Below are 22401 nucleotides of genomic sequence, written 5' to 3' on the forward strand. Positions count from 1 at the left end.
ACGCCGAGAACGACCCATTTGCCTACCCGACCGCCGGGTATACGCGCGAGCGTGTTCCCGGCGCGTTGTAGTGCGTTCATATCGCTTACCCCTCCGTAAACGCGATACATCGCGATCTCAGGGAACACGATGTATCGCGAGTGTGGGCGCTGTCAAGCGCCCGGTCCGAAATGACTACATCAGCACGGGGTTGTGGATCTCTAAAGCCCGAATGATGCGGCATTGCCAGCGCTTGCCCCCATTGACATATAAAGCCCCGTTTGCCCGACGGTCTACTCGGCTTTACCGACGCCCCGTGAGTTCTCGCCGTCGCGACGGCGTGCGCAGTGCGGCCTCATCATTGGGCACGCTTGTGCGCCGCGTCCAGGCAATTATGTCAGCTGCGATGTTCACGGCGACGGGCGAGGCACCCCTATCGAACCGCAGTCGAATGCCCTTATCGGACCACATGCGACTGCGCGAGGAAAGAGTCCGGCGACCCGCAGGCGGCGGACGGAAGACCCTCAGCTTCCGTCCGCGCCTGCGGCCCTCTTCCGGCCGGGGGAGCGGCTGATCGGGCGGATGGTGCGGGCATCCGTCCTGGCCGCGGCCCCGGCGTTACCGGCGGGAACCGGCCGTGCGAGTCAGGGCGACACGGCAAGCGATTCCCGCGGGGCTGGGAGCGCGGCCGCCGTGGTGGGCGCCGCTGCCTCCCTGCCGTCCACCCACGTGCGCAGCGGGTGGAAGTCATCCGACCACCAGACCAGGTCGGCGCGCGCGCCGACGGCGATCCGGCCGAGATCGGCGCGGCCGAGCGCGTCGGCCGGGATCCGGCTGGCCGCCTCGATCACCTGGGCTTCCGGCAGTCCCAGGGAGATCATGTTGCGCACCGCCTGATCCAGGGTCAGCGCCGAGCCCGCGATGGTCCCGTCGGCGTTGCGCGGTACGCCGTCGGCGCCCAGTTCGACCGGAATGCCGGACAGCTCGTAGTCGCCGGGCGGCATGCCCGCCGCGGCGATCGCGTCGGTGACCAGCACGACCCGGCCGCGCGCGCCTTTCCACACCAGGCTGCACACCTCGGGCGCCACGTGATGAAGGTCCGCGATCAACCCGCAGTAGAAGCGGCGGTCCGCCATGGTTGCGCCGGGCACGCCGGGCTCGCGGTGCGCCAGGCCGCGCTGCGCGTTGAAGATGTGCGTGACCAGCGTCGCGCCCATGTCGGCGGCGGCGGTGATCTGATCGGCCGTCGCATCGGTGTGGCCCACCGAAACGCGCACGCCGGCTTGGGTCAGCCGGCGGATCGCGTCGAGGGCTCCCGGCAGTTCCGGCGCGAGCGTGACCATGGTGAGCATCTCGTGGCCAGGCGCGCTGAGCAGGCGGTCGATCGCCTCGGGCGTCGGATCGGCGAGGAAGCGCTTCTCGTGCACGCCGTGGCGCACCGGGGAGAGGAACGGGCCCTCCAGGTGCACGCCGAGGATCCGCGCCGCCACGCCCAGGCTCCGGTCGCCGGCTTCCTGGCGCTCGCGCGCCTCGATCGCGGTGTGCAGCCCGGAGACCAGCGCGCCGAGCGGCGCGGTGATGTAGGTGGGCTGGAACGCGGTCACGCCGGTGGACGGCAGCGAGGCGGCGACCCGGTCCCAGGCGTCATCGTCGGCGGAGCTGAAGTCCACGCCGAAAGCGCCGTTGATCTGGATGTCGACCAGGCCCGCGGTGAGCACTCCGTCGACCAGCACGAGGTCGGAGACTCCATCCGCGGGACGCACCGCGCGAATGACGCCGTCTTCGATGGCCACCTCCACCGGACCGGTCATCCGGCCGTCCAGAACCGCTCGGGGCGCCGAGATGGTGAGCACGCGACGACTCCTCCTGCGGTGCATGGACTAGCGGGCCGGGAACGGCCGGTCTGCGCCGCGGTTCGGCGAGCCGTGACGATTGTGGACTAGACCAATCTCAGTTGTCCAGACCTCTGCGCATATTGGTCTGGACCACCGGGTCGAGAGCGTGTGGCTTCGCCTGTTCTGCCACCGCCCGCAACGCCGCGCCCGCCAACTCCAGGTCGCCCGCAGACAGGTCGGCGCGCGCGGTCAATCGGAGCCGGGACCGGCCGTCAGGCACCGACGGCGGCCGGAAGCAGCCGACCGCGACCCCGCGCTCGGCGCACAACGCGGCCAACTCGACCGCCAGATCCGGATCGCCCACGAGCACGGAGGTGACCGCGCCGACCGGGGGAGTGCCGGTCAGTTCCGCGGCGAGCGTGAGCCGGTACAGCGCCTGGGCGTTCGCCCGCACCCGATCAGCCAGCTTCGGTTGGGCGCGCAGTATGCGCAGGGACTCGGCTGCCGCACCGATCGCCGCCGGAGCCAGGCCGGTGTCGAAGATGAATGGTCGCGCCGTGTCCACCAGGTGCGCCGTCACCGCCGCCGGCCCGAGTACCACTCCGCCTTGCGCGCCGAGCGACTTCGAGAGCGTCGCGGTCATCACCACATTCGGCGCGCCCGCCAAGCCCGCCGCGTGCACCGCGCCACGGCCGCCCTCGCCGAAGACACCGATCCCGTGCGCCTCGTCCACGATCAGCACCGCGTTGTACTCGCGGCAGGCCGCTACAAGTTCGGCAAGCGGCGCCACGTCTCCGTCCACCGAAAACACGGCGTCTGTCACAACGTATGCGCGCTCTTCCAAACGCTCGGCCAGCACCCGGCGGACCTCAGTCACGTCGCGATGCCCTACAACCTCAACGCGTGCCCTAGAGAGACGACAGCCATCGATGAGCGAGGCGTGATTGAGCGCGTCGGACACGATCAGATCGCCGCGCCCCGCCAGCGCCGTGATCGCGCCCAGGTTCGCCAGATAACCGGATGAGAACACCAGTCCTGACTCGGCACCGACAAACTCGGCCAACTGCCGCTCGAATTCGACATGGGCCTCGGTGGTCCCGGTCACCAGGCGCGAACCGGTCGATCCGCCGCCCCAGGTGCGTGCGGCGCGTGCGGCCGCGTCGGTCACCCGCGGATCGCGCGCGAGGCCGAGATAGTCGTTGCCGGCCAAATCCACCAGGTCGCTGTGCGCCGCGCGAGGCCGCAGCCGTCGGCGCAGCCCCGCCGCTTCGCGTTTGCGGGCGTACTCGTCCAGCCAGCCAAGCGGGTCCGTCATCCGTCCGTCCTCCTCCTTCTGGGCCAGCCCGGACGGATACGCCTGGGATACTGAGCCAATGCCGTCCATGAACGATCTGGTTCGCGACCAGTCCACCCTCGATGATCGAGACCTGGAGTGGCTGCACCTCATTGTCGCCGACTGGCAGATGCTCGCCGACCTCTCCTTCGCCGACCTGGTGCTCTGGGTGCCAACCGCCGACGAGACGCGGTACGTCGCCGTGGCGCAGATGCGCCCTAACACCGGCCCGACCTCGTACCCGGAGGATCTGGTCGGTCATGTGGTACCACGCGGCAAACGACCGCTGCTCGACCAGGCCTTGGATGAGGGTCGCATCATCCGGGAGGGCGACCCGGAATGGCGCGAGGCGGTGCCGGTGCGGGTCGAGGCGATCCCGGTGCGCCGGGCGGACCGGGTGATCGCGGTGATCGGCCGCAACACCAACCTGCTGACCGCGCGCACGCCCAGCCGGCTGGAGCTGACCTATCTTCAGACGGCGGCCGACCTGGCTCAGATGATCGCCACCGGCCGGTTCCCGAACCCGAAGTCGCGCAGCCATCTGGACGCGATGCCCCGGGTCGGCGACGGCATGATCCGCCTCGACGCGGATGGCACAGTCACCTACGCGAGCCCGAACGCGGTGTCCATGTTCCATCGCCTCGGCCACGCCACAGACTTGATCGGCTCGCACTTCGGCAAGGTCTGTGCTGAGCTGCTCGACCCGCAGTCCGGACCGATCGACGAGGCGCTGGCCTCCGCTGTGGACGGCCGCGCACCCCGGGACACCGAGATGGAGACGATCGGCGGGGCGATGCGGCTGCGCACCATTCCGCTGCTGCCGCAGGGCACCAGGATCGGCGCGATGGTGCTGGTGCGCGACGTGACCGAGCTGCGTCGCCGAGACCGCGAGCTGGTGACCAAGGACGCGACGATTCGCGAGATCCACCACCGGGTGAAGAACAATCTGCAGAACGTCGCGGCCCTGCTGCGGCTTCAGGCGCGCCGGCTGGACGAGCCGCGCGGCCGGGCGGCGCTCAACGAGGCGGTACGCCGGGTCGGCTCGATCGCGATCGTGCACGAGACCTTGTCGCAGACCCTGGACGAGCGGGTCGAGTTCGACGAGATCGCCGACCGGGTGCTGGCGATGGTGCTGGACTACTCGGCGGCCTCCGGCAGCGGCGCCTCGTCACGCGGGGTGCAGTCACGGCGGGTGGGCACCTTCGGAGTGCTCTCGGCCCGGGTCGCCACTCCGCTGGCCATGGTGCTGACCGAGCTCCTGCAGAACGCGTTCGAGCACGGACTCGACGGCGCCGGCTCCTCCCTGGAGGTCACCGCGGTGCGCCGCGGCCCGGAGCTGACGATCCTGGTCGCGGACGACGGCCGCGGCCTGCCGCCCGACTTCGACCCGGCGACCGCGGGCAATCTCGGCCTGCAGATCGTCAGGACCTTGGTCACCGGCGAGCTGAGCGGCACCTTCGATATGACGCCGCGTGAGGGCGGCGGCACCGTGGTGACTTTGGAGCTCAACGTCGGCGAGTGAGTCGCCGCGGCCGCGTCAGCACGCTGCGACGTGATATTCGCCTTCTCGTCACCGAATGTTCATCCAGGTAATTCAGGCCCGGCAGACGCACCAGAACCACCGAGACGGCAAAACGCGGAGGGACCGGACGAGTGTCCGGTCCCTCCGCGTTGTCGCTCCGCCGACGGATCAATCGCCGCCGGCGGGCTGTCGCACTGTACTTTCGGTTGCTCCAGGCTCGCGGCGCAGGCGCTTAGGCCATGCGGGAGCGGGCACGGGCGGCGCGGCGCTTGAGCGCGCGGCGCTCGTCCTCGCTCATCCCGCCCCAGACACCCGCGTCCTGTCCGGACTCGAGCGCCCACTGGAGGCACTGGTCAATGACGTCGCAACGGCGGCAGACCGCCTTCGCGTCTTCGATCTGCAGCAGTGCCGGCCCGGTGTTCCCGATCGGGAAGAACAGCTCCGGGTCCTCATCGCGGCACGCGGCGCGGTGGCGCCAGTCCATCGGTCCTAACTCCTCGCGTAGTGCGCTACGGACGGGGGTGGGGTGCTACCCGCCCTAGCATCAACGACTTCGTGCTCTTGTGCAGTGGTTACTGCGGTACTGCTGCGCCGCGGGAAGTGCGACGCATTTCGGCAGTGATCCTGGCGCCGCCACCACACGTACGCCGGACTACTACCTAATGCAGACGCGGCGTGAAATGTTCCCGTTCCACCGATCTTCGGAAGATCTTGTGAATGTGAACTCTTTCACGAGCGTCTCCGCTCGAACCGGCGGGTCGGTTTTCAGGCCGACCACGGCCGGGACGTGCGGGGGGTTCATGAGCCTTGGCTGCCGCTGGTCTCGTCTGCCGGCGACTGGCCCTCGGGGAGGGCTCGTCGCTGCTTTCAACCACGGGACCGGCTGGTGGGCCGGACACTCCGCGCTGAGCGATCACAGCCGTTGTTTCAAGGCCGTGAACAAGCGTGGCAGCCCTAAGCCCGCAGCACAAGGGTCTATTGAGGGGATTTTTGAATTCTCAGGTGTCTGCTGGATCACACCTTGCCTTCGAAGGCTCGCACCGAAGGCGACGGCAATGAGTCCAAGGTTCCGCGGCCTAGCGAGCCTCGGTCCGCGACATGCCTGGCCAGGGGCACGCTGTGGACGGTCGTCCCGCCGAAACCCAGTACATCACGCGAAGACGCGCAGTGCATCGGGAACACTACGGAATGTCACACGTTCGCGTGGTCCCAGGTAGTCGCCGTCCACCTGGAACTCGACCGGCCGTTGCGCCGAAAGAGTGAGCTCCGGCAGGTCGTGCCGGATGAGCACTCCACGACCGTTGCCCAGCCGCTGCGAATTCGCGATTAACCGCCCGACCGTGCGCCAAACGGGGAGCGCGGACATGCTGGAAAGACCGAACAGATCGAGCCCGGTCATGAAACTTGCCTCCGGCGTCGCCAGAATCGGGCGGCTGCCCAGGTAGGTCCACGGCGCCGTGTTCGCCAGCACCGCCATGAACAGCGGCGGCAATTCGGTGCCGTCCGCGAGCACCACGCTGATTGGCGCGGTCTTGCGATCGGTGTTCCGGAAGTACTCGGTGAGCGCGGAGCGGATATAAAGCGCGCCGGTCGAGCGCCTGCCCTCCGCCCGCTGCCTTTCCACCGCCCCGACGACCGCGGCGTCGAAGCCGTAACCGGCCGAGAAGGTGAAGTACCGCGGCGCGCTCTCGCCGTCTGAGTAGGCGGCGCCCATGGACACAAGGCGCGTGCGCTGCTCGCGCAGCAGCCGAAGCAGCGCACCGGTGGCTTCGACAGCGTGATTCGGCACGCCGAGCGCGCGGGCGAAGACGTTGGTCGAGCCGCCCGGAACCACCGCGAGGGCTGGGACCTCCGGGCCGGGCCCTTCCGCGAGCAGGCCGGTGACCACCTCGTTGACCGTGCCGTCGCCGCCGAAGGCGATCACCACGTCGACCCCGTCCTGCGCTGCCTCGCGGGCGAGGTCGGCCGCGTGACCGCGCCGTTCCGTGCGCACCGTGCGCAGGTCGAGAGCCGAAGAGAGGGCACCGACCAGCACGTCGCAGGTGCGTTCCGTGGCGGTGGTCGCCTTGGGGTTCATCACCAGCAGTCCGCGGCGCACGGACCACTGGCGCTCTTCATCCACTTCAGGCGCGGCCAACCGCTCGTCGGACATGCAGCAAACAGTACATATGAGAGGAGCGACTGTGCTGTCCGAGGTCGATGCGGGGAGTTGTACGCTGCGAAGGTGAGCCAGAAGACCGCGTCTGCGAAGAGCGCGCCCACCAAGAGCGCGTCTGTGAAGGGCGCTGCCACTCCGGCCGCGTCGACAGGGAACGGCCGACCGAGCCAGGGCGGATCCGCTACGCAGGCACCGGAAGCGGACGGACGTCCCGGAACGGTTACCGCAGCATCGGTGCTTACCGCGTTGGTCGCGGCGCTGCTGTTCGGCTACGGGATCTACCTGGTCATCGCGGGGCTGAGCGGCCAGCCGGTCCTGCGCAGCCGGGCTGAACTCGGCGGAGCGATGTTCGCGCTCTTCGGGCTCGGCGTCGGCTGGGTCGCCCGCGGACTGCTGCGCATGGAGGGCTGGGCCCGCACGCCCGCATTGCTCACCCATCTGTTGGTGCTGGCCGCGTGCTACTGGATGGTGCAGGGCAACCTTTACGGTGAGGCCGTACCGACCGGGCTGTACGGACTTGCCGGGATCGTGTTGCTGTTCGTCCCGGCCTCGCACCGCGTGCTCAGCCGGGACGTTCGCTGACCTCTTGCTCGGCCCTTCGACCGGTTACTCGTCCACCAGCAGCTTCTCGCGCAGCTGCGCCAACGTGCGGGCGAGCAGCCGGGAGACGTGCATCTGAGAAATGCCGATCTCGTCGGCGATCTGAGACTGCGTCATGTTGCCGAAGAAGCGCAGCAGCAGGATCCGCTTCTCCCGCGCCGGCAGCTGTTCCAGCAGCGGCTTGAGGGATTCGCGGTACTCCACGCCTTCCAGCGCCTCGTCCTCGCTGCCGAGCGAGTCGGCCACCGCCGGGGACTCGTCATCGCCGGATTCGGGCACGTCGAGCGAGAGCGTCGAGTAGGCGTTCGCCGATTCGAGCCCTTCGAGCACTTCCTCCTCGGTGAGCCCGAGGTGTCCGGCCAGCTCGGCGACCGTGGGGGAGCGGCCGTTGCGCTGGGACAGCTCGCTGGTGGCCGCGGTGAGCGAGAGCCGCAGCTCCTGCAGCCTGCGCGGCACCCGCACCGCCCAACCCTTGTCCCGGAAGTGCCGCTTGATCTCGCCGATGATGGTCGGCGTGGCGTAGGTGGAGAACTCCACGCCGCGCTGCGGGTCGAACCGGTCCACCGACTTGATCAGGCCGATGGTGGCCACCTGGGTCAGGTCGTCCAGCGGTTCGCCGCGGTTGCGGAAGCGCCGGGCCAGGTGCTCCACCAGCGGCAGGTGCATGCGCACCAGCCGGTCTCTGATCTGTGAGCGGGCCGGATCCTCCGGGGACAGGTCGGCCATCCGCCGGAACAGCTCGCGGGCCTCGGCGTGCGCGGCCGCGTGCGCCGAGCTGCGCGGCGTGCTCTGCTGCGGTGCACGCTGAACTCCCGGACCGGCCACCGCCTCCGCTTCGGGCGCCGCGGCGGGCTCCGGCAGCTCGAACACGCCCTCGCCGTCCAGGTCTGCCGCCTCCATGTCCGCGCCGTCCAGATCCAAGCTCTCGTGGTCCATCGCGGCGCCGTTCGCGGCGTCGCCGGCCACCGTCAGGCTGTCGGGGTGCCCGCCGGAGGCCGCGGTGATCGGGGTCTGCGCGGTAGTCACTGCGCCGTCTTCTCCGCGCCGTCGCGCCGCTTGACCATGGTGATCGAGACCGTGCGCCCGTCCTGCGCGGTCACCGCGTCCACCTCGCCGGCCAGCGCGGTCAGCACCGTCCAGGCGAAGGTGTCGCGGGCCGGCGGCTTGCCGTCCGCGGTCGGTGCGGAGACCGTGATCGCCAGCGCGCTGCCGGCCAGGTCGAATCGGCAGGTGAGGCTGGTGCCCTCGACCGCCTTCTGCAGCAGCATCGCGCAGGACTCGTCGACCGCGATCCGCAGGTCTTCGATCTCGTCCAGCGTGAAGTCGAGCCGGGCGGCCAGGCCGGCGGTCGCGGTACGCAGTACGGATAAGTAGGCCCCGACGGCCGGGATCCGTACCTCCACGAAGTCGCGATCCTCCACCGCGGTCGCCCCTCCAGCCGAGCTGAGCCTAGTAGCGGCTTGTGTCAGTCCAACCGCGCCCTGGTCCACTGTATGTGCCTCCTGCGTCCGTGCCAGGCGTCTGCGCCGCGCCGACCGCACGCATCGTATGCAGTCCGCACCCTGCCGTGAGAAGAAAGTACCTCCAACGGGTGACCGCTGTCGCCTCGCAACACTGATACGTCCGTGCTTCGGCGACGATCCGCCGTACCGCTAAAGCAAAACGGCCGGGGCCCGGAAGACGTTCCCGGGGCCCCGGCCGTCACAGAGGCCGAAGAGCGCTGATCAGGCCGCCTGCTTGGTCTCCCAGAAGATCTTGTCGATCTCGGCGATCAGGTCGAGCAGCCGCTGGCCGGTCGCCGGGTCGTTCGAGCCCTTGGCGCCGCCCGCCCCGGCCGCCTTCACCGCGTCGTTGAACAGGCCGTGCAGCTGCGGGTACTTCTCGAAGTGCGGAGCCTTGAAGTAGTCGGCCCAGAGCACTTCGAGGTGGTGCTTGACCAGTTCGGCCCGCTGCTCCTTGATCTGGACCGCGCGGGTGCGGAACGACGGGTCCTCGTTGCCCTGGTACTTCTCCTGGATCGCCTTCACCGACTCGGCCTCGATCCGGGCCTGTGCCGGGTCGTAGACGCCACACGGCAGATCGCAGTGCGCGTGAACTGTCAGCTTCGGAGCGAAGATGCGCATAGGTTGAACCCCTTACGGTCCTCGACGGTTCATTCCGCGTCCGAGCCTACTCCGCACTGATCGGCGTCGCCGCGCGTGGGATCATCGGCCACTGTGAGCGCTGTCACCGGTTTGGTCCGTTGGGGGGTTGCCCGCGTGTCCGGAGCCTCGATGGTGCCCGCCTACTACGACGGCGACATGCTCCTGGTTCGATACGGCGGCGCGGTTGGTCCCGGGGACGCGGTACTCGCCCGCGATCCGCGCGATCCACAGCTGGTTCTGCTCAAGCGGATCGCGCGGCGCGAAGGCGGCGGCTGGTGGTTGCTCGCGGATAACCCTTACGCACCAGGCGATTCTCGCCAGTTCGGTGCGGTACCGGACACGTTGGTACTTGGCCGTGTGGTCATGCGTCTATGGCCGCCCATATCTGCGCGAGGGCGCGTCTTAGGGCGTGCGACGCGCGGGCTCAGGCAGAGGCGCCGGAGGTAGCCAGCGCGGCCTCGCGGCGGCGAGCGCGGTACGCGGCGACGTTCGCCCGTGTCGCGCAACGTTCGGAGCAGTACCGGCGCGAGCGGTTCGTCGACGTGTCAATGAACACATCCCGGCACGGTGACGCCTGGCACACGCCGAGCCGGTCCATGCCGACCTCAGTCGCCTGAACCGCGAGTCCCATGCACGCCTTGGCGCCATACGCGGCCGCTGTCGACGGTGAGCCCTCGGCCAAGTGCAGGTGCCAGTCGGTGTCATCGTGCCCGGAGATCTGAGGCCTGATGGGGTACTGCTCGAGCAGCTGATTCAGCACGGTCACGGCCTGCTGCGGATTGCCCGCTTCCACCGCGTCGAAGACGATCCGCAGCCGCTGCCGCAGCGACCGCAGTTCCATCAGGTCCCCGTGAGTGAGCCGTCCACAGGCGCCTTGCCGGGACAGCAGTGCCCGTGCGTCGTCGACCGTCGTGAGATGGTCCTGGTCGCGATACGGATCGGCCGTGTTCACGAGCTGTACGGCGCGGTCCGCGTAGGAGGCAAGTTCCACTGCGTTGACCTCGGTAATGTCATTTCGGCGGGGTGGTTCGCGGTTCGGTGTCCGCCTGCTTACCGTACGCGATTCGCGGCTCCGGCGAGCAGGCTTGCCGTTACGGTACGCCTCTGTACGGTCATGGCAAGGGACGTTGTACTAATTCAACACTGTGTTCATTGTCGCCGAACCGAGTGATTCCCTGGAATGAGTCGAGCCAGGCGGCGTAGTGTTTTTCCAAGCGACCGGACACCAACGGTTAGGTCGGCCCGAACCGCGCTCCTCACCCTCGCGCAGTCCTGAGCCCGGCCGAATCCTCCACCCTCCCGGTGCCTCGACGGCGCCGCGCCGCCGGAGACGGTAATGCCTACCTGCTGTGGGCCGTCCTGGGGCGCACGCTGCGGGGACGCCAGCAATCGACCGAAGGATGTTCCCTTCCATGTCTGCGCACAACGATCCTGCGCCTACCGACCCAGCGGGCAACAGCACAGCCAATCCCGTCTTCGAGCTGCACCGCGGCGGCAAGCTCGAGGTCTCCGCGACGGTGCCGCTGCGTGACCGGGCCGATCTCTCGCTCGCGTACACCCCGGGTGTGGCCGAGGTGTGCACCGCGATCGCCGAGCGGCCCGAACTGGCTCTCGACTACACCTGGAAGTCCAACACGGTCGCGGTGGTGACCGACGGCACCGCCGTGCTCGGTCTCGGCGACATCGGCCCGCTAGCCGCGCTGCCCGTGATGGAGGGCAAGGCGATCCTGTTCAAGCAGTTCGGCGGCGTCGACGCGGTCCCGGTTTGTCTGGACTGCACCGACGTGGACGAGCTGGTGGAGACGATCGCCCGGCTCGCCCCGGGCTTCGGCGGCATCAATCTCGAGGACATCTCGGCGCCGCGCTGCTTCGAGATCGAGGCTCGGCTGCAGGAGCGGCTGGACATCCCGGTCTTCCATGACGACCAGCACGGCACCGCGATCGTGCTGCTCGCGGCGCTGCGCAACGCGGCGAAGGTGACCGGCCGCGGCCTCGGCGACCTGCGCGCGGTGATCTCAGGCGCTGGCGCGGCGGGCGTGGCCATCGCGAAGATCCTGGTGCAGGCGGGCATCGGCGATGTGGCCGTAGCCGACTCCAAGGGCATCGTGGACGCTACTCGTGAGGACCTGACGCCGGTCAAGCGCGAGCTGGCGGCGCTCACCAACCGAGCCGGGCTGACCGGCAGTCTGGAGTCGGCGATGGCCGGCGCGGACGTGTTCATCGGCGTCTCGGCCGGCACGGTGCCCGAGTCCGCGGTCGCCACGATGGCCCGCGACTGCATCATCACCGCGATGGCGAATCCGAACCCGGAGATTCACCCCGACGTGGCCGGCAAGTACGCGGCCGTGGTCGCCACCGGGAGATCGGACTTTCCGAACCAGGTCAACAACGTCCTGGCCTTCCCGGGCGTCTTCGCCGGCGCGCTTTCGGTGCGCGCCGCGCAGATCACCGAGTCGATGAAGCTGGCCGCCGCCGACGCGCTGGCCGAGGTGGTCGCCGGTGAGCTGTCGCCCGAGTGCGTGATCCCCTCGCCGTTCGACCCGCGGGTGGCCCCGGCAGTCACGGCGGCGGTGGCGCAGGCGGCTCGGGAGGCGGGCGTCGCGCGGCGCTAGTGTGCTTGATCGTGATCGCCTGACCGCGGCTGTGACTTCGGTCCCAGACGGTGGTCGTCGAGGTTACCGATCGGTAGGGTGAGGCGCATGTTCGCTGTCTACGCTGCGGCAATCGACAAGGACGAACCGCTTAAGGGGCTGGAGCTCGGCGAGCGCCCCGAGCCGAGCGTCCCGGAAGGCTGGACCACGGTCCGGCTGCGCGCCGCCGCGCTCAATCACCACGACCTGTGGTCGCTGCGCGGCGTCGGCCTGCCTGAAGAACGGCTACCGATGATCCTGGGCTGCGACGGCGCGGGCATCGACGAGGACGGCAACGAGGTCGTCGTGCACGCCGTCGTCGGCGAGAACGGCCGCGGGGTCAAGGACGGCGAGCGCCCGTCGATTCTGACGGAGCGTTACCAGGGCACCTTCGCTGAACGCGTGGCGGTGCCCCGGTCGAATCTCTTGCCGAAGCCCGCGGCGCTCTCCTTCGAGGAAGCCGCCTGCCTGCCGACCGCTTGGCTGACGGCCTATCGGATGCTCTTCACCCGATCCGGTACTCAGCCCGGCGACACGATCCTGGTGCAGGGCGCGGGCGGCGGCGTCGCCAGTGCGCTCATCGTTCTGGCGCGTGCGGCCGGGTATCGAGTCTGGGCGACCTCGCGCTCTGAGCAGAAGCGGGCCCGGGCGCTCGAACTCGGCGCACACGCGGCGTACGAGTCCGGCGCGCGGCTGCCGGAGCGCGTCGACGCGGTGATGGAGACGGTCGGCGCGGCGACCTGGGCGCACTCGGTGGCGTCGGTGCGCGAGGAGGGCACGATCGTGATCTCCGGTGCGACCTCGGGCCCCAACCCGCCGGCCGCGCTGACCAGGGTGTTCTTCCATCAGTTGCGCATTGTCGGCTCGACCATGGGCTCGCGCGACGAACTGGCCAGGCTGCTGCGCTTCTGCGAGGTGACCGGGGTGCGACCGGTGATCGACTCGGTGCGGTCGCTGGTCGAAGCGCCCGAGGGCTTCGCCAAGATGGAGGCCGGCGACCTGGTCGGCAAGATCGTCTTCGCGATCTAGCGTTTAGACGCGTGAAGCGGCGCCGACTGCGAGGTCGGCGCCGCTTCACGTGCTTGTTCAGCCGCTGTTCTGCAGAGGGCTGCTATTCGGTGTCGTCAGGACGCCGGTCGTGCGGCCCCTCGAAGATCGCGCGCAGGTCGCAGACGGCGCGATCGATGATCGACTTGGCCTCGGCCTTCTGCGTGTCGGAAAGCGGGCCGTGCCGGCGCATCGAGTCGAAGAACGGACCGGCGTCCCGGCGCACGCCCTCGAACACGTCGCGCAGTTGCGGCCCGAAGACCTCCCAGTCGAAGCCGCGTCCGCGTCCGCCGCCCGGACCGCGCTTACGGCTCTCCGATGAACTCGAGCCGCCGCCGCGCTTACCGCCTTCCGGCTCCTCCCCAGGGGCCGCGTCGCGCGGTTCGTCGTGCGCACGCTCGTCGTGCTCGGTGTCGTGCGGCGCCGTCTCCTCGTTCCCCCAGAACGGCGCTCCGCTGAACAGCCACGCCCACGGCGGACCGCCCTGCTGCTGGCGCTGGCGAGCGCCCCACTGCTCTTCCCACTGTTCCTTCCACTGGCGTGCCCACTGCTCCTTCCAGGCGCGCTGCCAGTCCTTCCACTGCTCGCGCTGGCCGCTCAGGTCCCGCTTCCAGTCCCGCCACTGGTCACGCTGCTCGCGCTTCCAGTCGCGCCACTGGTCGCGGTCCCAGTCGACCGACTCCGGCGGCGGGCCACCGGGCATCGAGCGCCAGTCGAACGGCCCGCTCGGACCCCAACCGCCGGGCCGCGCGCCCGCACCTGCTGCTGCTCCAGCACCGGCTCCGGCGCTTGCACCAGCGCCCGCACCGGCCCCTGCTCCGGTACCGGCCGGGCCATCAGCGGCCTCCCGCGCGGCCTGCATCGCCGCCTCGCGGGCCTCGGCCTCCAACTGCTCGCGCACGGTGCGCGCCGACTCGCGCACCTCGTCGCGGATGCCTTCCGCCAGGTCGTTGACCGAGTCGCGGATCTCACTCTCCAGCGCCTCAAGCTCGGTGGCGCGCGCCACGAGTTCGGCGCGTCCGGCGTCGGTGATTTGGTAGACCTTCCGGCCGCCGTCCGTCTCGTGCCGCACCAGGCCCTCGGACTCGAGCCGGGCCAGGCGCGGGTACACCGTGCCCGCGCTCGGCGCGTAGAGCCCTGCGAAACGCTCACGCAGCTGCTGGATGATCTCGTAGCCGTGCCGCGGACTCTCGTCCAGCAGCTTGAGTAGGTAAAGCCGGAGCCGGCCGTGGCCGAATACCGGGGTCATCGCACGTCCTCGCTGTTCTCGCCGTTGTCGCCGGTCCCGTTCGGGTCCGTCCCGCCGGCGTCAGTGCTGCTGTGGTTCTCGGTGTCGCTGATCCCCGTCGTGCTGTGCTCTGTGTTGCTTTGCGCGTGCCCTTCCGGCACCGCGTCCTGCGGCACGCTGTCCTCGATGCCGATCGGCTCGGCGGTGCGGTCCTGTACCGGCGGCTCGTCTTCGACGAGTAGGTCCCAAGGCTCCTCGTCGGCGCTACGCCGCAGCAGCGTTACCGCACCCGAGACCGTTTTACCGGTCAACACGGCCGATCCGTCGCCCACGGTTCCGGTGAGCTTCTGCGAGCCGCGATGGCCGCTGGCGCGCACCGAGGGGAACGAGCTGACCGCGCGGCCGTTGGCGGTGCCGAGATCGACGCGCACGTCCGGGTTGTGTGGCAGCCGGATCGTCATCGCGCCCGATACGCAGTTGAGTTTCACCGAGGAGGGGACCGGGTCCTCCAGGTCCAGGGCGATCGCGCCCGAGACCGCGGACAGGTCGATCGCGCCGCCGGCTCCGGCGATCACCGTGATCGCGCCGGAGACCGCCTTGACGGACAGGTCGCCGGTCACCTGCTCGGCGGTGATGGCTCCGGAGACGGTGGCAACGCGCGCCGAGCCGTGCACCCCGGCCAGCGTCACCTCGCCGGAGACGCCCTTGACGGTCACCCGCTCGTGGAAGTTCGAGACCACCACCGGCCCCGAGACCACGCTCACGTTCACCAGTGCGTCCGGCGGCAGCGCCAGCGAGAGGTCGACCTCCATCCGCCTGCCGCCGATCAGCCACTGGAACAGCTGCGGCTTCGCGTTGTCGCCGTGCCGCACGACCAGCTCTCCGTCATCGGAAAGCTCGATCTGCAGCGGCGGCCCGCTCACCTTGGTCACTTCGAGCGTGGCTGGACCGTCCTTGCCGATGAGGTTGACCCGTCCGGCGACCGCGATGAGGCGCACCGAACGCACGCCGTCGCCGAGACCGATCTGGTCCGGGTGCTCCAACTTCCAGCTCTCTGGCATTGCGCGGCCCTCCGCATCCTGAGCAACGCGATGTATCGCGTCTCCGTAGAACCACGATATATCGCGTTGCCGCGAAGTCAAGCCGAAACGCGAAACTGCCGGTCAGGAAGCCTCATCGCCGGGCTGGGAAACGGGCCGGGGCAGCTAGTCCTCGTCCTCGTCGTCGAGCCGGGCCAGCCAGGTAGCCAACCGCTCAATCGGGGTCTCGAACTCGGGATTGAGATCGACGAACTCGCGCAGCCGCTCGGCGACCCAGGCGAGCGAGACCCGCTCCTCGCCGCGCCGTTCATCGAGCTCTTCGATGCCGCGGTCGGTGAAGTACACCCGACGCTCCATTCCAGTTCCGAGCCGTTATTACGTGCGTGCAGCCTCATCCTAGGCAGCGTGCTGCGGCGAAAAGACGACGCGGCCCCGTCCGGACATCGGACGGGGCCGCGCTGTGATCGTCTGCGACCGCTGGTCAGTCGGCGAAGGCCTCTTCGACCACCCGATGCTGCTCGACCTCATGCCGCTTGGCCGAACCGACCGCGGGCGAGGACGACGCCGGACGCGAGACACAGGTCAGCGCGCGGCCCAGCTCGGCCGGCAGGTTCAGCGCGATGAATGGCCAGGCGCCCTGGTTGGCCGGCTCCTCCTGGACCCAGCGCACATCGGCGCCAGCCGGGTACTTGCCGATCTCGGCCAGCAGTTCGGCCGCGGGGAGCGGGTAGAGCCGCTCGGCCCGCACGATCGCGGTGTCGGTGATGCCCTGCTTGTCCCGGCGCGAGACCAGGTCCCAGTAGACCTTCCCGGAACAGACCAGGATTCGCCGCACCGCGCCCGGCTCGGCCGTGCTGTCGCCGAGCACCGGCTGGAAGCTGCCGTGGGTGAACTCCTCGATCGCCGAGGCCGCCGCCTTCAGGCGCAGCATCGACTTCGGCGTGAAGACCACCAGCGGCTTGTGCGCCGGATTGTGCGCCTGCCAGCGCAGCAGGTGGAAGTAGGACGACGGCAGCGAGGGCATCGCCACGGTCATGTTGTTCTGCGCGCACAGCTGGAGGTAGCGCTCGATCCGGGCCGAGGAGTGGTCCGGGCCCTGGCCCTCGTAGCCGTGCGGCAGCAGCAGCACGACGCCGGAGTGCTGGCCCCACTTCTGCTCGCCGGAGGAGATGAACTCGTCCACGATGGTCTGCGCGCCGTTGCCGAAGTCACCGAACTGCGCTTCCCACAGCACCAGCGCGCCAGGCCGCGCCACGGAGTAGCCGTACTCGAAGCCCATCGCCGCGAACTCGGAGAGCATCGAGTCATAGACCGAATACGTGGACTGGTTCTCAGACAGGTACGACAGCGGCGTGTACTCCTTCGCCGTGTGCCGGTCCACGATCACGTGGTGCCGCTGCACGAAGGTGCCGCGCCGCGAGTCCTGGCCGGTGAGCCGGACCGGGACGCCCTCCATCAGCAGCGAGCCGAAGGCCAGGGTCTCGCCCATCGCCCAGTCGATCGTGCCGTCGGTGACCATCTGCGCGCGCCGCTGCAGCTGCGGGACGACGCGCGGGTGCGCCTCGAAGCCCTCGGGCAGGTTGACGTGCACCTCGACGATCCGCTTGACCACCTCGTCGCTGATCGCGGTGCTCACCGGGGCCGGGAATGGCACACCCTGGTCGCCAGTGGCCGGGGAAGCCGTGCCGTTCACGTTCGCTGAAGAGGGGTCGGGCAGCTGCTTCGGCGCGCTGTCCTTGGTCTCCGCGAAGACCTGCTCCAGCTTGGACTGATAGTCCTTGAGCGCGGCCTCCGCCTCCTCAAGGGTGATGTCGCCGCGGCCGATCAGCGCCTCGGTGTACAGCTTGCGCACGGAGCGCTTGGCCTCGATCAGCTGGTACATCAGCGGCTGGGTCATCGACGGGTCGTCGCCCTCGTTGTGACCGCGCCGCCGGTAGCAGACCATGTCGATGACGACGTCCTTGTTGAACTTCTGCCGGAACTCGAAGGCCAGCGCGGCGACCCGGACGCAGGCCTCGGGGTCGTCGCCGTTCACGTGGAAGATCGGCGCCTCGACCATGCGCGCCACGTCGGTGGCGTACACCGAGGAGCGGGAGAAGACCGGCGAGGTGGTGAAGCCGACCTGGTTGTTGACCACCAGGTGGATCGTGCCGCCGGTGCGGAAGCCGCGCAGCTGAGACATGTTCAGCGTCTCGGCGACCACGCCCTGGCCGGCGAACGCGGCGTCGCCGTGCATGAGGATCGGCAGCACGGTGAACGCGGTGCCGGCCTTGTTGATGATGTCCTGCTTGGCCCGCACGTAGCCCTCGAGGACCGGGTCCACCGCCTCCAGGTGCGAGGGGTTGGCCACCAGCGAGACCTTGATCTGCTTGCCGGACAGCGAGGTGAAGGTGCCGTCGGTGCCCAGGTGGTACTTCACGTCACCGGAGCCGTGCATCGACTTCGGGTCCAGGTTGCCCTCGAACTCGTTGAACACCTTGCCGTACGGCTTACCCACGATGTTCGTCAGCACGTTGAGGCGGCCGCGGTGCGGCATGCCGATCGCGGCCTCGTCCAGGCCCTCCTCGGCGGCGGCGGAGATGATCTGGTCGAGCAGCGGGATCGCCGACTCGCCGCCTTCCAGCGAGAAGCGCTTCTGACCGACGTACTTGACCTGCAGGAAGGTCTCGAAGGCCTCGGCCGCGTTGAGCCGGTTCAGGATGCGAAGCTGCTCCTCGCGGGCGGGCCGGCCGTTGCCGTTCTCCACCTTGGCCTGGATCCAGCGGCGCTCTTCCGGGTTCTGGATGTGCATGTACTCGATGCCGACGGTGCGGCAGTACGAGTCACGCAGCACGCCGAGGATGTCACGCAGCTTCATCAGCGGCTTTCCGCCGAAACCGCCGGTGGCGAACTCGCGCTCCAGGTCCCAGAGGGTCAGGCCGTGCGAGACCACGTCCAGGTCGGGGTGGCGGCGCTGCTTGTACTCAAGCGGGTCGGTGTCCGCCATCAGGTGCCCGCGGGTGCGGTACGAGTCGATCAGCTCGATAACGCGCGCGGTCTTGCTGATGTCGTTCTCGTGCGTAGCCGCGATGTCTTGGATCCAACGCACCGGCTCGTACGGGATACGCAGCGACTCGAAGACCTGGTCGTAGAACCCGTCCTCGCCGAGCAGCAGCTGGTGGATCGCACGCAGGAACTCGCCGGACTGCGCGCCCTGGATGATGCGGTGGTCGTAGGTGGAGGTCAGCGTCATGACCTTGCTCACCGCGAGCCGGGCCAGGGTCTCCTCGCTGGCGCCCTGGTACTCGGCCGGGTACTCCATCGCCCCGACTCCGAGGATCGTGCCCTGACCCTTCATCAGGCGCGGTACCGAGTGCACGGTGCCGATACCGCCCGGGTTGGTGAGGGAGATCGTGGTGCCGGCGAAGTCATCCGCGGTCAGCTTGTTGCTGCGTGCCTTGCGCACGATGTCCTCGTAGGACTGCCAAAACTCGCGGAAGTCCATCAGTTCCGCGGCCTTGATCGAGGGCACCAGCAGCGAGCGCGAGCCGTCCGGCTTGGTGACGTCGATGGCCAAGCCGAGGTTGATGTGCTCGGGGGTGACCACCGCGGGCTTGCCGTCGGCCTGCGTGAACGAGCCGTTCATCGCCGGGATGGCCTTGACCGCCTGCACCATCGCAAAGCCGATGAGGTGCGTGAACGAGACCTTCCCGCCGCGGGCGCGCTTGAGGAAGTTGTTGATGACGATGCGGTTGTCGATCAGCAGCTTGGCCGGGACCGCGCGCACCGAGGTCGCCGTCGGGACCTCGAGCGAGATCTCCATGTTGGCCACGACCCGAGCGGCCGGCCCCTTGAGCACCGTGGTCTGCGAGCCGCCGCCGGAGGGAGTCGAGGCGGCCGGCGGCGCGGTGATCGCGGCGTCTCGCGGCACGCCGCTGGCCGGAGAAACGGCGACCGGCGTCGGCTTGGCGGCGATGCCGTCGGTCGACGCGGGCGGGGCGATCGGCGTGGCCGGGGCGGAGGTGGCCACGGACTGCGCCGGGGTGGCCGGCGCCGGGGCGGTGGTGGCTGCCGGGGCGGCTTGCTGCGCAGGTACGGACGCGGGCGTCGTGCTCGCGTCAGCTGCGGCGGCGGCCGCGGAGACGTCGCTCGGCTGGTAGTCGGCGAAGAAGTCCCACCACGCCTTGTCCACGGAGGCCGGATCGCGCAGATACTGCTGGTAAATCTCGTCGACGAGCCACTCATTGGGCCCGAACTCAGCCGCGGTGTGCGCGGTCGGATGGTTCGGGCCCCCCGATACCGGCTCCGCGGGAGCCGGTTCCGTGGGGGTCGATGTTGACGCTGACGTGGACTGTGGCGACACGGCGGGTTCCGCCCTCTTCCGCTTCGTAGATCCGTGTTCTGGCTGTGCCTGTGAACAGCCGGATGCCAGATGGGAGGGCCCGCATGCATCGATCGAGCCCTGCGGGATCCCCCAGCGGGCAGCGGTCATCCAGATTACGCCCTTTTTCGGGCCGGTCGCTGCTCAGCGCCGTGAACAGCGACGAGTATCACACTCTCCATCGCGATTACCACCCATGCTGATGGTAGCTCGGTAGCCCGGAATGACTATGGCTGGATGACGCCGCGAGCCAGGCGTGTGGAGGCGTGCGCAGGGCGTGATGACACAGGTGACACAGCACCAGACCGCCCCTCGCTTCCCCCGCGCGGCTTCCGGCGTTCACGGTCTCTGCAACGCCGTTGCGCGTGTCCGCTATTCCGGCGCCGTCTCAGCGATGCGACCCGCGCCGTCTCACTTGCTGGAACGGTTCCTCGGCCGTCGTGGTCCCTTCCCGGGCGCGGCGGAGCCCGCGCCGGTCCCGGGCGCCGAATGCGGATCAGCCGGCAGTTCGACACGGATCAGCGCGCCACGGGTCGAGGGTGCGACCTCGATGGTGCCGCCGTGCAACTCGATCGCCCACCGCGCGATGGCCAGGCCGAGCCCGGTGCCGCCGCCGGTTACCTGGCCGCCGCCGTCGCCCCCGCGGGTGAATCGCTCGAAAACCCGAGTCCGCTCGCCCTCCGGAATGCCCGGCCCCTCATCGGCCACCTCGACTCGGATGCCGCCGCCGGGACGCGCCTGCGCGCTCACCCGCACCACGCCGCCCGGCGGAGAGTGCTTGGCCGCGTTGTCGACCAGATTCGCCACGACTTGATGCAATCGAGACTGGTCGGCGCGCGCGGTCAGGTCGTGCGGATCGACGCCCAGCTCGAAGCGCACCGGCCGACCGGCCGCCGCGGCCTCGTCCACCGCGCGGGCGAGGAAAGGCTCGACCGCGAAGTCGGACAGGTCCAGCGGCACGGCCCCGGCCTCGAGCCGGGAAAGATCCAGCAGTTCCTCAACCAGCCGGCCGAGCCGCTCGGTCTGCGTCAGCGCGGCCTTGACGATGGCGTCGTCCGGTTCGGTGACCCCGTCCACCACGTTTTCCAACACGGCCCGCAGTACGGAGATCGGCGTGCGCAGTTCGTGCGAGACGTTGGCGATCAGCTCGCGACGCTGCCGATCTGCGGCGCCGAGATCCGCGGCCATCTGATTGAACGCACCGGCAAGCTCGCCGACCTCGTCCTGCGAGGAGGCGCGGATGCGGCGGCTGTAGTCGCCGGCCGCCATCGCACGCGCGGCTGCGGTCATCCGGCGCAGCGGTGACGTCATACCGTGCGCGAGGATCTGCGTAACGATCATCGAGAGCACGATGGCGGTGAGGACGACGTACCGCGCTCGGATGCCGATCGATACGCCGATCGCGGTAAATGAGCCCGCGAACGTGACGCTGGCGATGACGAGAATGCCGAGCTTGGCCTTGATCGAGCGCACCGGATCGAGTGGCCGCAGGTCAAGCCAGATGCGATGCAGCCGTGGGAAGCGCGCGAGCAGTCGGCGCAACACCGGAAGCCCCGGTAGCCCAGGAATCTGGTGCGGCGCGTCGTACGGCGTTTGCCGCTGGTGGCGCGACTGGGGCTGTGGCCGCGGTTGTGGGTCAGGGCGTTGGCCGATCGGGGCGTTCACGGTAAGTCCGGCGCGGGCACGATGATCTCGGCCTCCAGCGCGTACCCGATCCCGTGTACGGTGCGGATCCATTCCGCGCCGATCTTCTTGCGCAGGGCCTTGATGTGCGAGTCCACGGTCCGGGTGCCAGAGGCGTCCGCCCAGTCCCACACCTCGGCCAGCAGCGACTCGCGCGACGCGACCACGCCCGGCTTGCGCGCCAGGCAGCCGAGCAGGTCGAACTCGATCGGGGTCAGGTGCACGTCCGCGCCGTCGACCCGCACCCGCCGCGCCGCCTGATCTATCTCCAACTCGGGCCGCTCCTCCTGCGCAGCCTCCGCCCGTTTCCGCTGGTCGTCCGGATCCGCGCCCAGTTCCCGTCCCGTGCCCGGTTCCTGTGCGCCCTGATCCTGCTCCTCCTGCGCGACCTGCGCCTGCCCGCGCAACCGGACCGGCCGCGCCGCGTCCGGACCGCCATCCAGCCCGCGCGCATGCTCCAGAGTCTGCTGCCGGACCACCTCGACCCGCCGCAGCAGCGCCTGCACCCGAGCGATCAGCTCACGCATCGAGAACGGCTTGGTCAGATAGTCGTCCGCCCCGGACCCCAGCCCGGCCAGCAGGTCCGCCTCCGCGTCGCGCGCGGTGAGCATCAGCACCGGCGTCGGCCGCTCCCGCTGAATGCGCCGGCAGACTTCGAGCCCGTCGAAGCCCGGCAGCATCACATCCAGCACCACCGCGTCCGGCTTGTGCTCCCGCACCGCCGCCATGGCCCCCGGACCATCCCCCGCGTGCACCGTCGCGAACCCCGCCGCGGCCAGCCGCGCCACCACGGCGTCGGCGAGCGTCGGCTCGTCCTCGACGACCAGGATCAGGCGACGTGC

19 protein-coding genes are annotated in these 22401 nt (G+C 69.4%); 5 read left to right on the forward strand and 14 right to left on the reverse strand.

Annotation, left to right across the window (positions count from 1 at the left end; translation table 11 throughout):
- Window positions 1-623: 623 nt before the first annotated feature.
- A complete protein-coding gene (gene nagA / locus VN779_RS15590) occupies window positions 624-1832 on the reverse strand; it encodes an N-acetylglucosamine-6-phosphate deacetylase (protein WP_325723869.1) in 1209 nt (402 codons plus the stop codon).
- 97 nt (window positions 1833-1929) lie between these two features.
- On the reverse strand, window positions 1930-3129 hold the full coding sequence (locus VN779_RS15595) for an 8-amino-7-oxononanoate synthase (protein ID WP_325723871.1): 1200 nt from the start codon (window positions 3127-3129) through the stop codon (window positions 1930-1932).
- Between the two features lie 58 nt (window positions 3130-3187).
- Here VN779_RS15595 and VN779_RS15600 point away from each other — a divergent pair, with 58 nt between their 5' ends.
- Window positions 3188-4669 (forward strand): PAS domain-containing sensor histidine kinase, encoded by a 1482-nt coding sequence (locus tag VN779_RS15600; RefSeq protein ID WP_349260814.1) that lies wholly within the window; start codon window positions 3188-3190, stop codon window positions 4667-4669.
- Between the two features lie 232 nt (window positions 4670-4901).
- Here VN779_RS15600 and VN779_RS15605 read toward each other — a convergent pair whose 3' ends face one another.
- Window positions 4902-5153: a WhiB family transcriptional regulator gene (locus VN779_RS15605; RefSeq protein WP_211470702.1), complete on the reverse strand. Its 252-nt coding sequence runs from the start codon at window positions 5151-5153 to the stop codon at window positions 4902-4904.
- Between the two features lie 666 nt (window positions 5154-5819).
- Window positions 5820-6821, reverse strand: coding sequence for a diacylglycerol kinase family protein (locus VN779_RS15610; RefSeq protein WP_325723875.1), 1002 nt, complete (start codon window positions 6819-6821; stop codon window positions 5820-5822).
- Window positions 6822-6893: 72 nt separating this feature from the next.
- Here VN779_RS15610 and VN779_RS15615 point away from each other — a divergent pair, with 72 nt between their 5' ends.
- On the forward strand, window positions 6894-7409 hold the full coding sequence (locus tag VN779_RS15615) for a hypothetical protein (protein ID WP_325723877.1): 516 nt from the start codon (window positions 6894-6896) through the stop codon (window positions 7407-7409).
- A gap of 24 nt (window positions 7410-7433) precedes the next feature.
- Here the strand turns inward: VN779_RS15615 and VN779_RS15620 are convergent, their stop codons facing one another.
- From VN779_RS15620 to sodN, 3 genes are all read right to left on the reverse strand, one after another.
- On the reverse strand, window positions 7434-8327 hold the full coding sequence (locus tag VN779_RS15620) for an RNA polymerase sigma factor SigF (protein ID WP_414639681.1): 894 nt from the start codon (window positions 8325-8327) through the stop codon (window positions 7434-7436).
- Between the two features lie 122 nt (window positions 8328-8449).
- The gene (locus VN779_RS15625) at window positions 8450-8848 is read right to left on the reverse strand and encodes an anti-sigma regulatory factor (protein ID WP_325723881.1); all 399 of its coding nucleotides are present in this window, start codon (window positions 8846-8848) and stop codon (window positions 8450-8452) included.
- Window positions 8849-9151: 303 nt separating this feature from the next.
- A complete protein-coding gene (gene sodN, locus VN779_RS15630) occupies window positions 9152-9550 on the reverse strand; it encodes a superoxide dismutase, Ni (protein WP_325723883.1) in 399 nt (132 codons plus the stop codon).
- Between the two features lie 135 nt (window positions 9551-9685).
- On the opposite strand from sodN, the gene VN779_RS26495 reads away from it, so the two are divergent.
- Entirely contained in the window at window positions 9686-10018 is a 333-nt protein-coding gene (locus VN779_RS26495) for a S24 family peptidase (RefSeq protein WP_349260815.1), read from the forward strand.
- Here VN779_RS26495 and VN779_RS15635 read toward each other — a convergent pair.
- A complete protein-coding gene (locus VN779_RS15635) occupies window positions 9996-10562 on the reverse strand; it encodes a CGNR zinc finger domain-containing protein (protein ID WP_325723885.1) in 567 nt (188 codons plus the stop codon). The genes VN779_RS26495 and VN779_RS15635 overlap by 23 nt on opposite strands.
- A gap of 421 nt (window positions 10563-10983) precedes the next feature.
- On the opposite strand from VN779_RS15635, the gene VN779_RS15640 reads away from it, so the two are divergent.
- Window positions 10984-12183, forward strand: coding sequence for an NADP-dependent malic enzyme (locus VN779_RS15640; protein WP_325723887.1), 1200 nt, complete (start codon window positions 10984-10986; stop codon window positions 12181-12183).
- An 87-nt stretch (window positions 12184-12270) separates the two neighbouring features.
- Window positions 12271-13230 carry a zinc-binding dehydrogenase gene (locus VN779_RS15645; protein ID WP_325723888.1) on the forward strand — a complete coding sequence of 320 codons (960 nt, stop codon included), beginning with the start codon at window positions 12271-12273 and terminating at the stop codon, window positions 13228-13230.
- 82 nt (window positions 13231-13312) lie between these two features.
- Here VN779_RS15645 and VN779_RS15650 read toward each other — a convergent pair whose 3' ends face one another.
- The 6 genes from VN779_RS15650 to VN779_RS15675 form a co-directional block, all read right to left on the reverse strand.
- Window positions 13313-14497: a PadR family transcriptional regulator gene (locus VN779_RS15650; protein WP_325723890.1), complete on the reverse strand. Its 1185-nt coding sequence runs from the start codon at window positions 14495-14497 to the stop codon at window positions 13313-13315.
- Complete coding sequence (locus tag VN779_RS15655; protein WP_325723894.1) at window positions 14494-15537, reverse strand: DUF4097 family beta strand repeat-containing protein; 1044 nt, start codon at window positions 15535-15537, stop codon at window positions 14494-14496. The genes VN779_RS15650 and VN779_RS15655 overlap by 4 nt, the downstream gene beginning before the upstream one ends.
- A 144-nt stretch (window positions 15538-15681) precedes the next feature.
- Window positions 15682-15861, reverse strand: coding sequence for a DUF6104 family protein (locus tag VN779_RS15660; protein ID WP_325723896.1), 180 nt, complete (start codon window positions 15859-15861; stop codon window positions 15682-15684).
- Window positions 15862-15997: 136 nt separating this feature from the next.
- Window positions 15998-19858, reverse strand: coding sequence for a multifunctional oxoglutarate decarboxylase/oxoglutarate dehydrogenase thiamine pyrophosphate-binding subunit/dihydrolipoyllysine-residue succinyltransferase subunit (locus VN779_RS15665; RefSeq protein WP_325723898.1), 3861 nt, complete (start codon window positions 19856-19858; stop codon window positions 15998-16000).
- Window positions 19859-20287: 429 nt separating this feature from the next.
- The gene (locus VN779_RS15670; protein ID WP_325723900.1) at window positions 20288-21421 is read right to left on the reverse strand and encodes a HAMP domain-containing sensor histidine kinase; all 1134 of its coding nucleotides are present in this window, start codon (window positions 21419-21421) and stop codon (window positions 20288-20290) included.
- A gap of 116 nt (window positions 21422-21537) precedes the next feature.
- The gene (locus VN779_RS15675; RefSeq protein WP_349260816.1) at window positions 21538-22392 is read right to left on the reverse strand and encodes a response regulator transcription factor; all 855 of its coding nucleotides are present in this window, start codon (window positions 22390-22392) and stop codon (window positions 21538-21540) included.
- Window positions 22393-22401: the final 9 nt, after the last annotated feature.

Origin of the sequence: Actinocrinis sp., assembly GCF_035605935.1 — a bacterium.
Taxonomy (GTDB): Bacteria; Actinomycetota; Actinomycetes; order Streptomycetales; family Catenulisporaceae; genus Actinocrinis.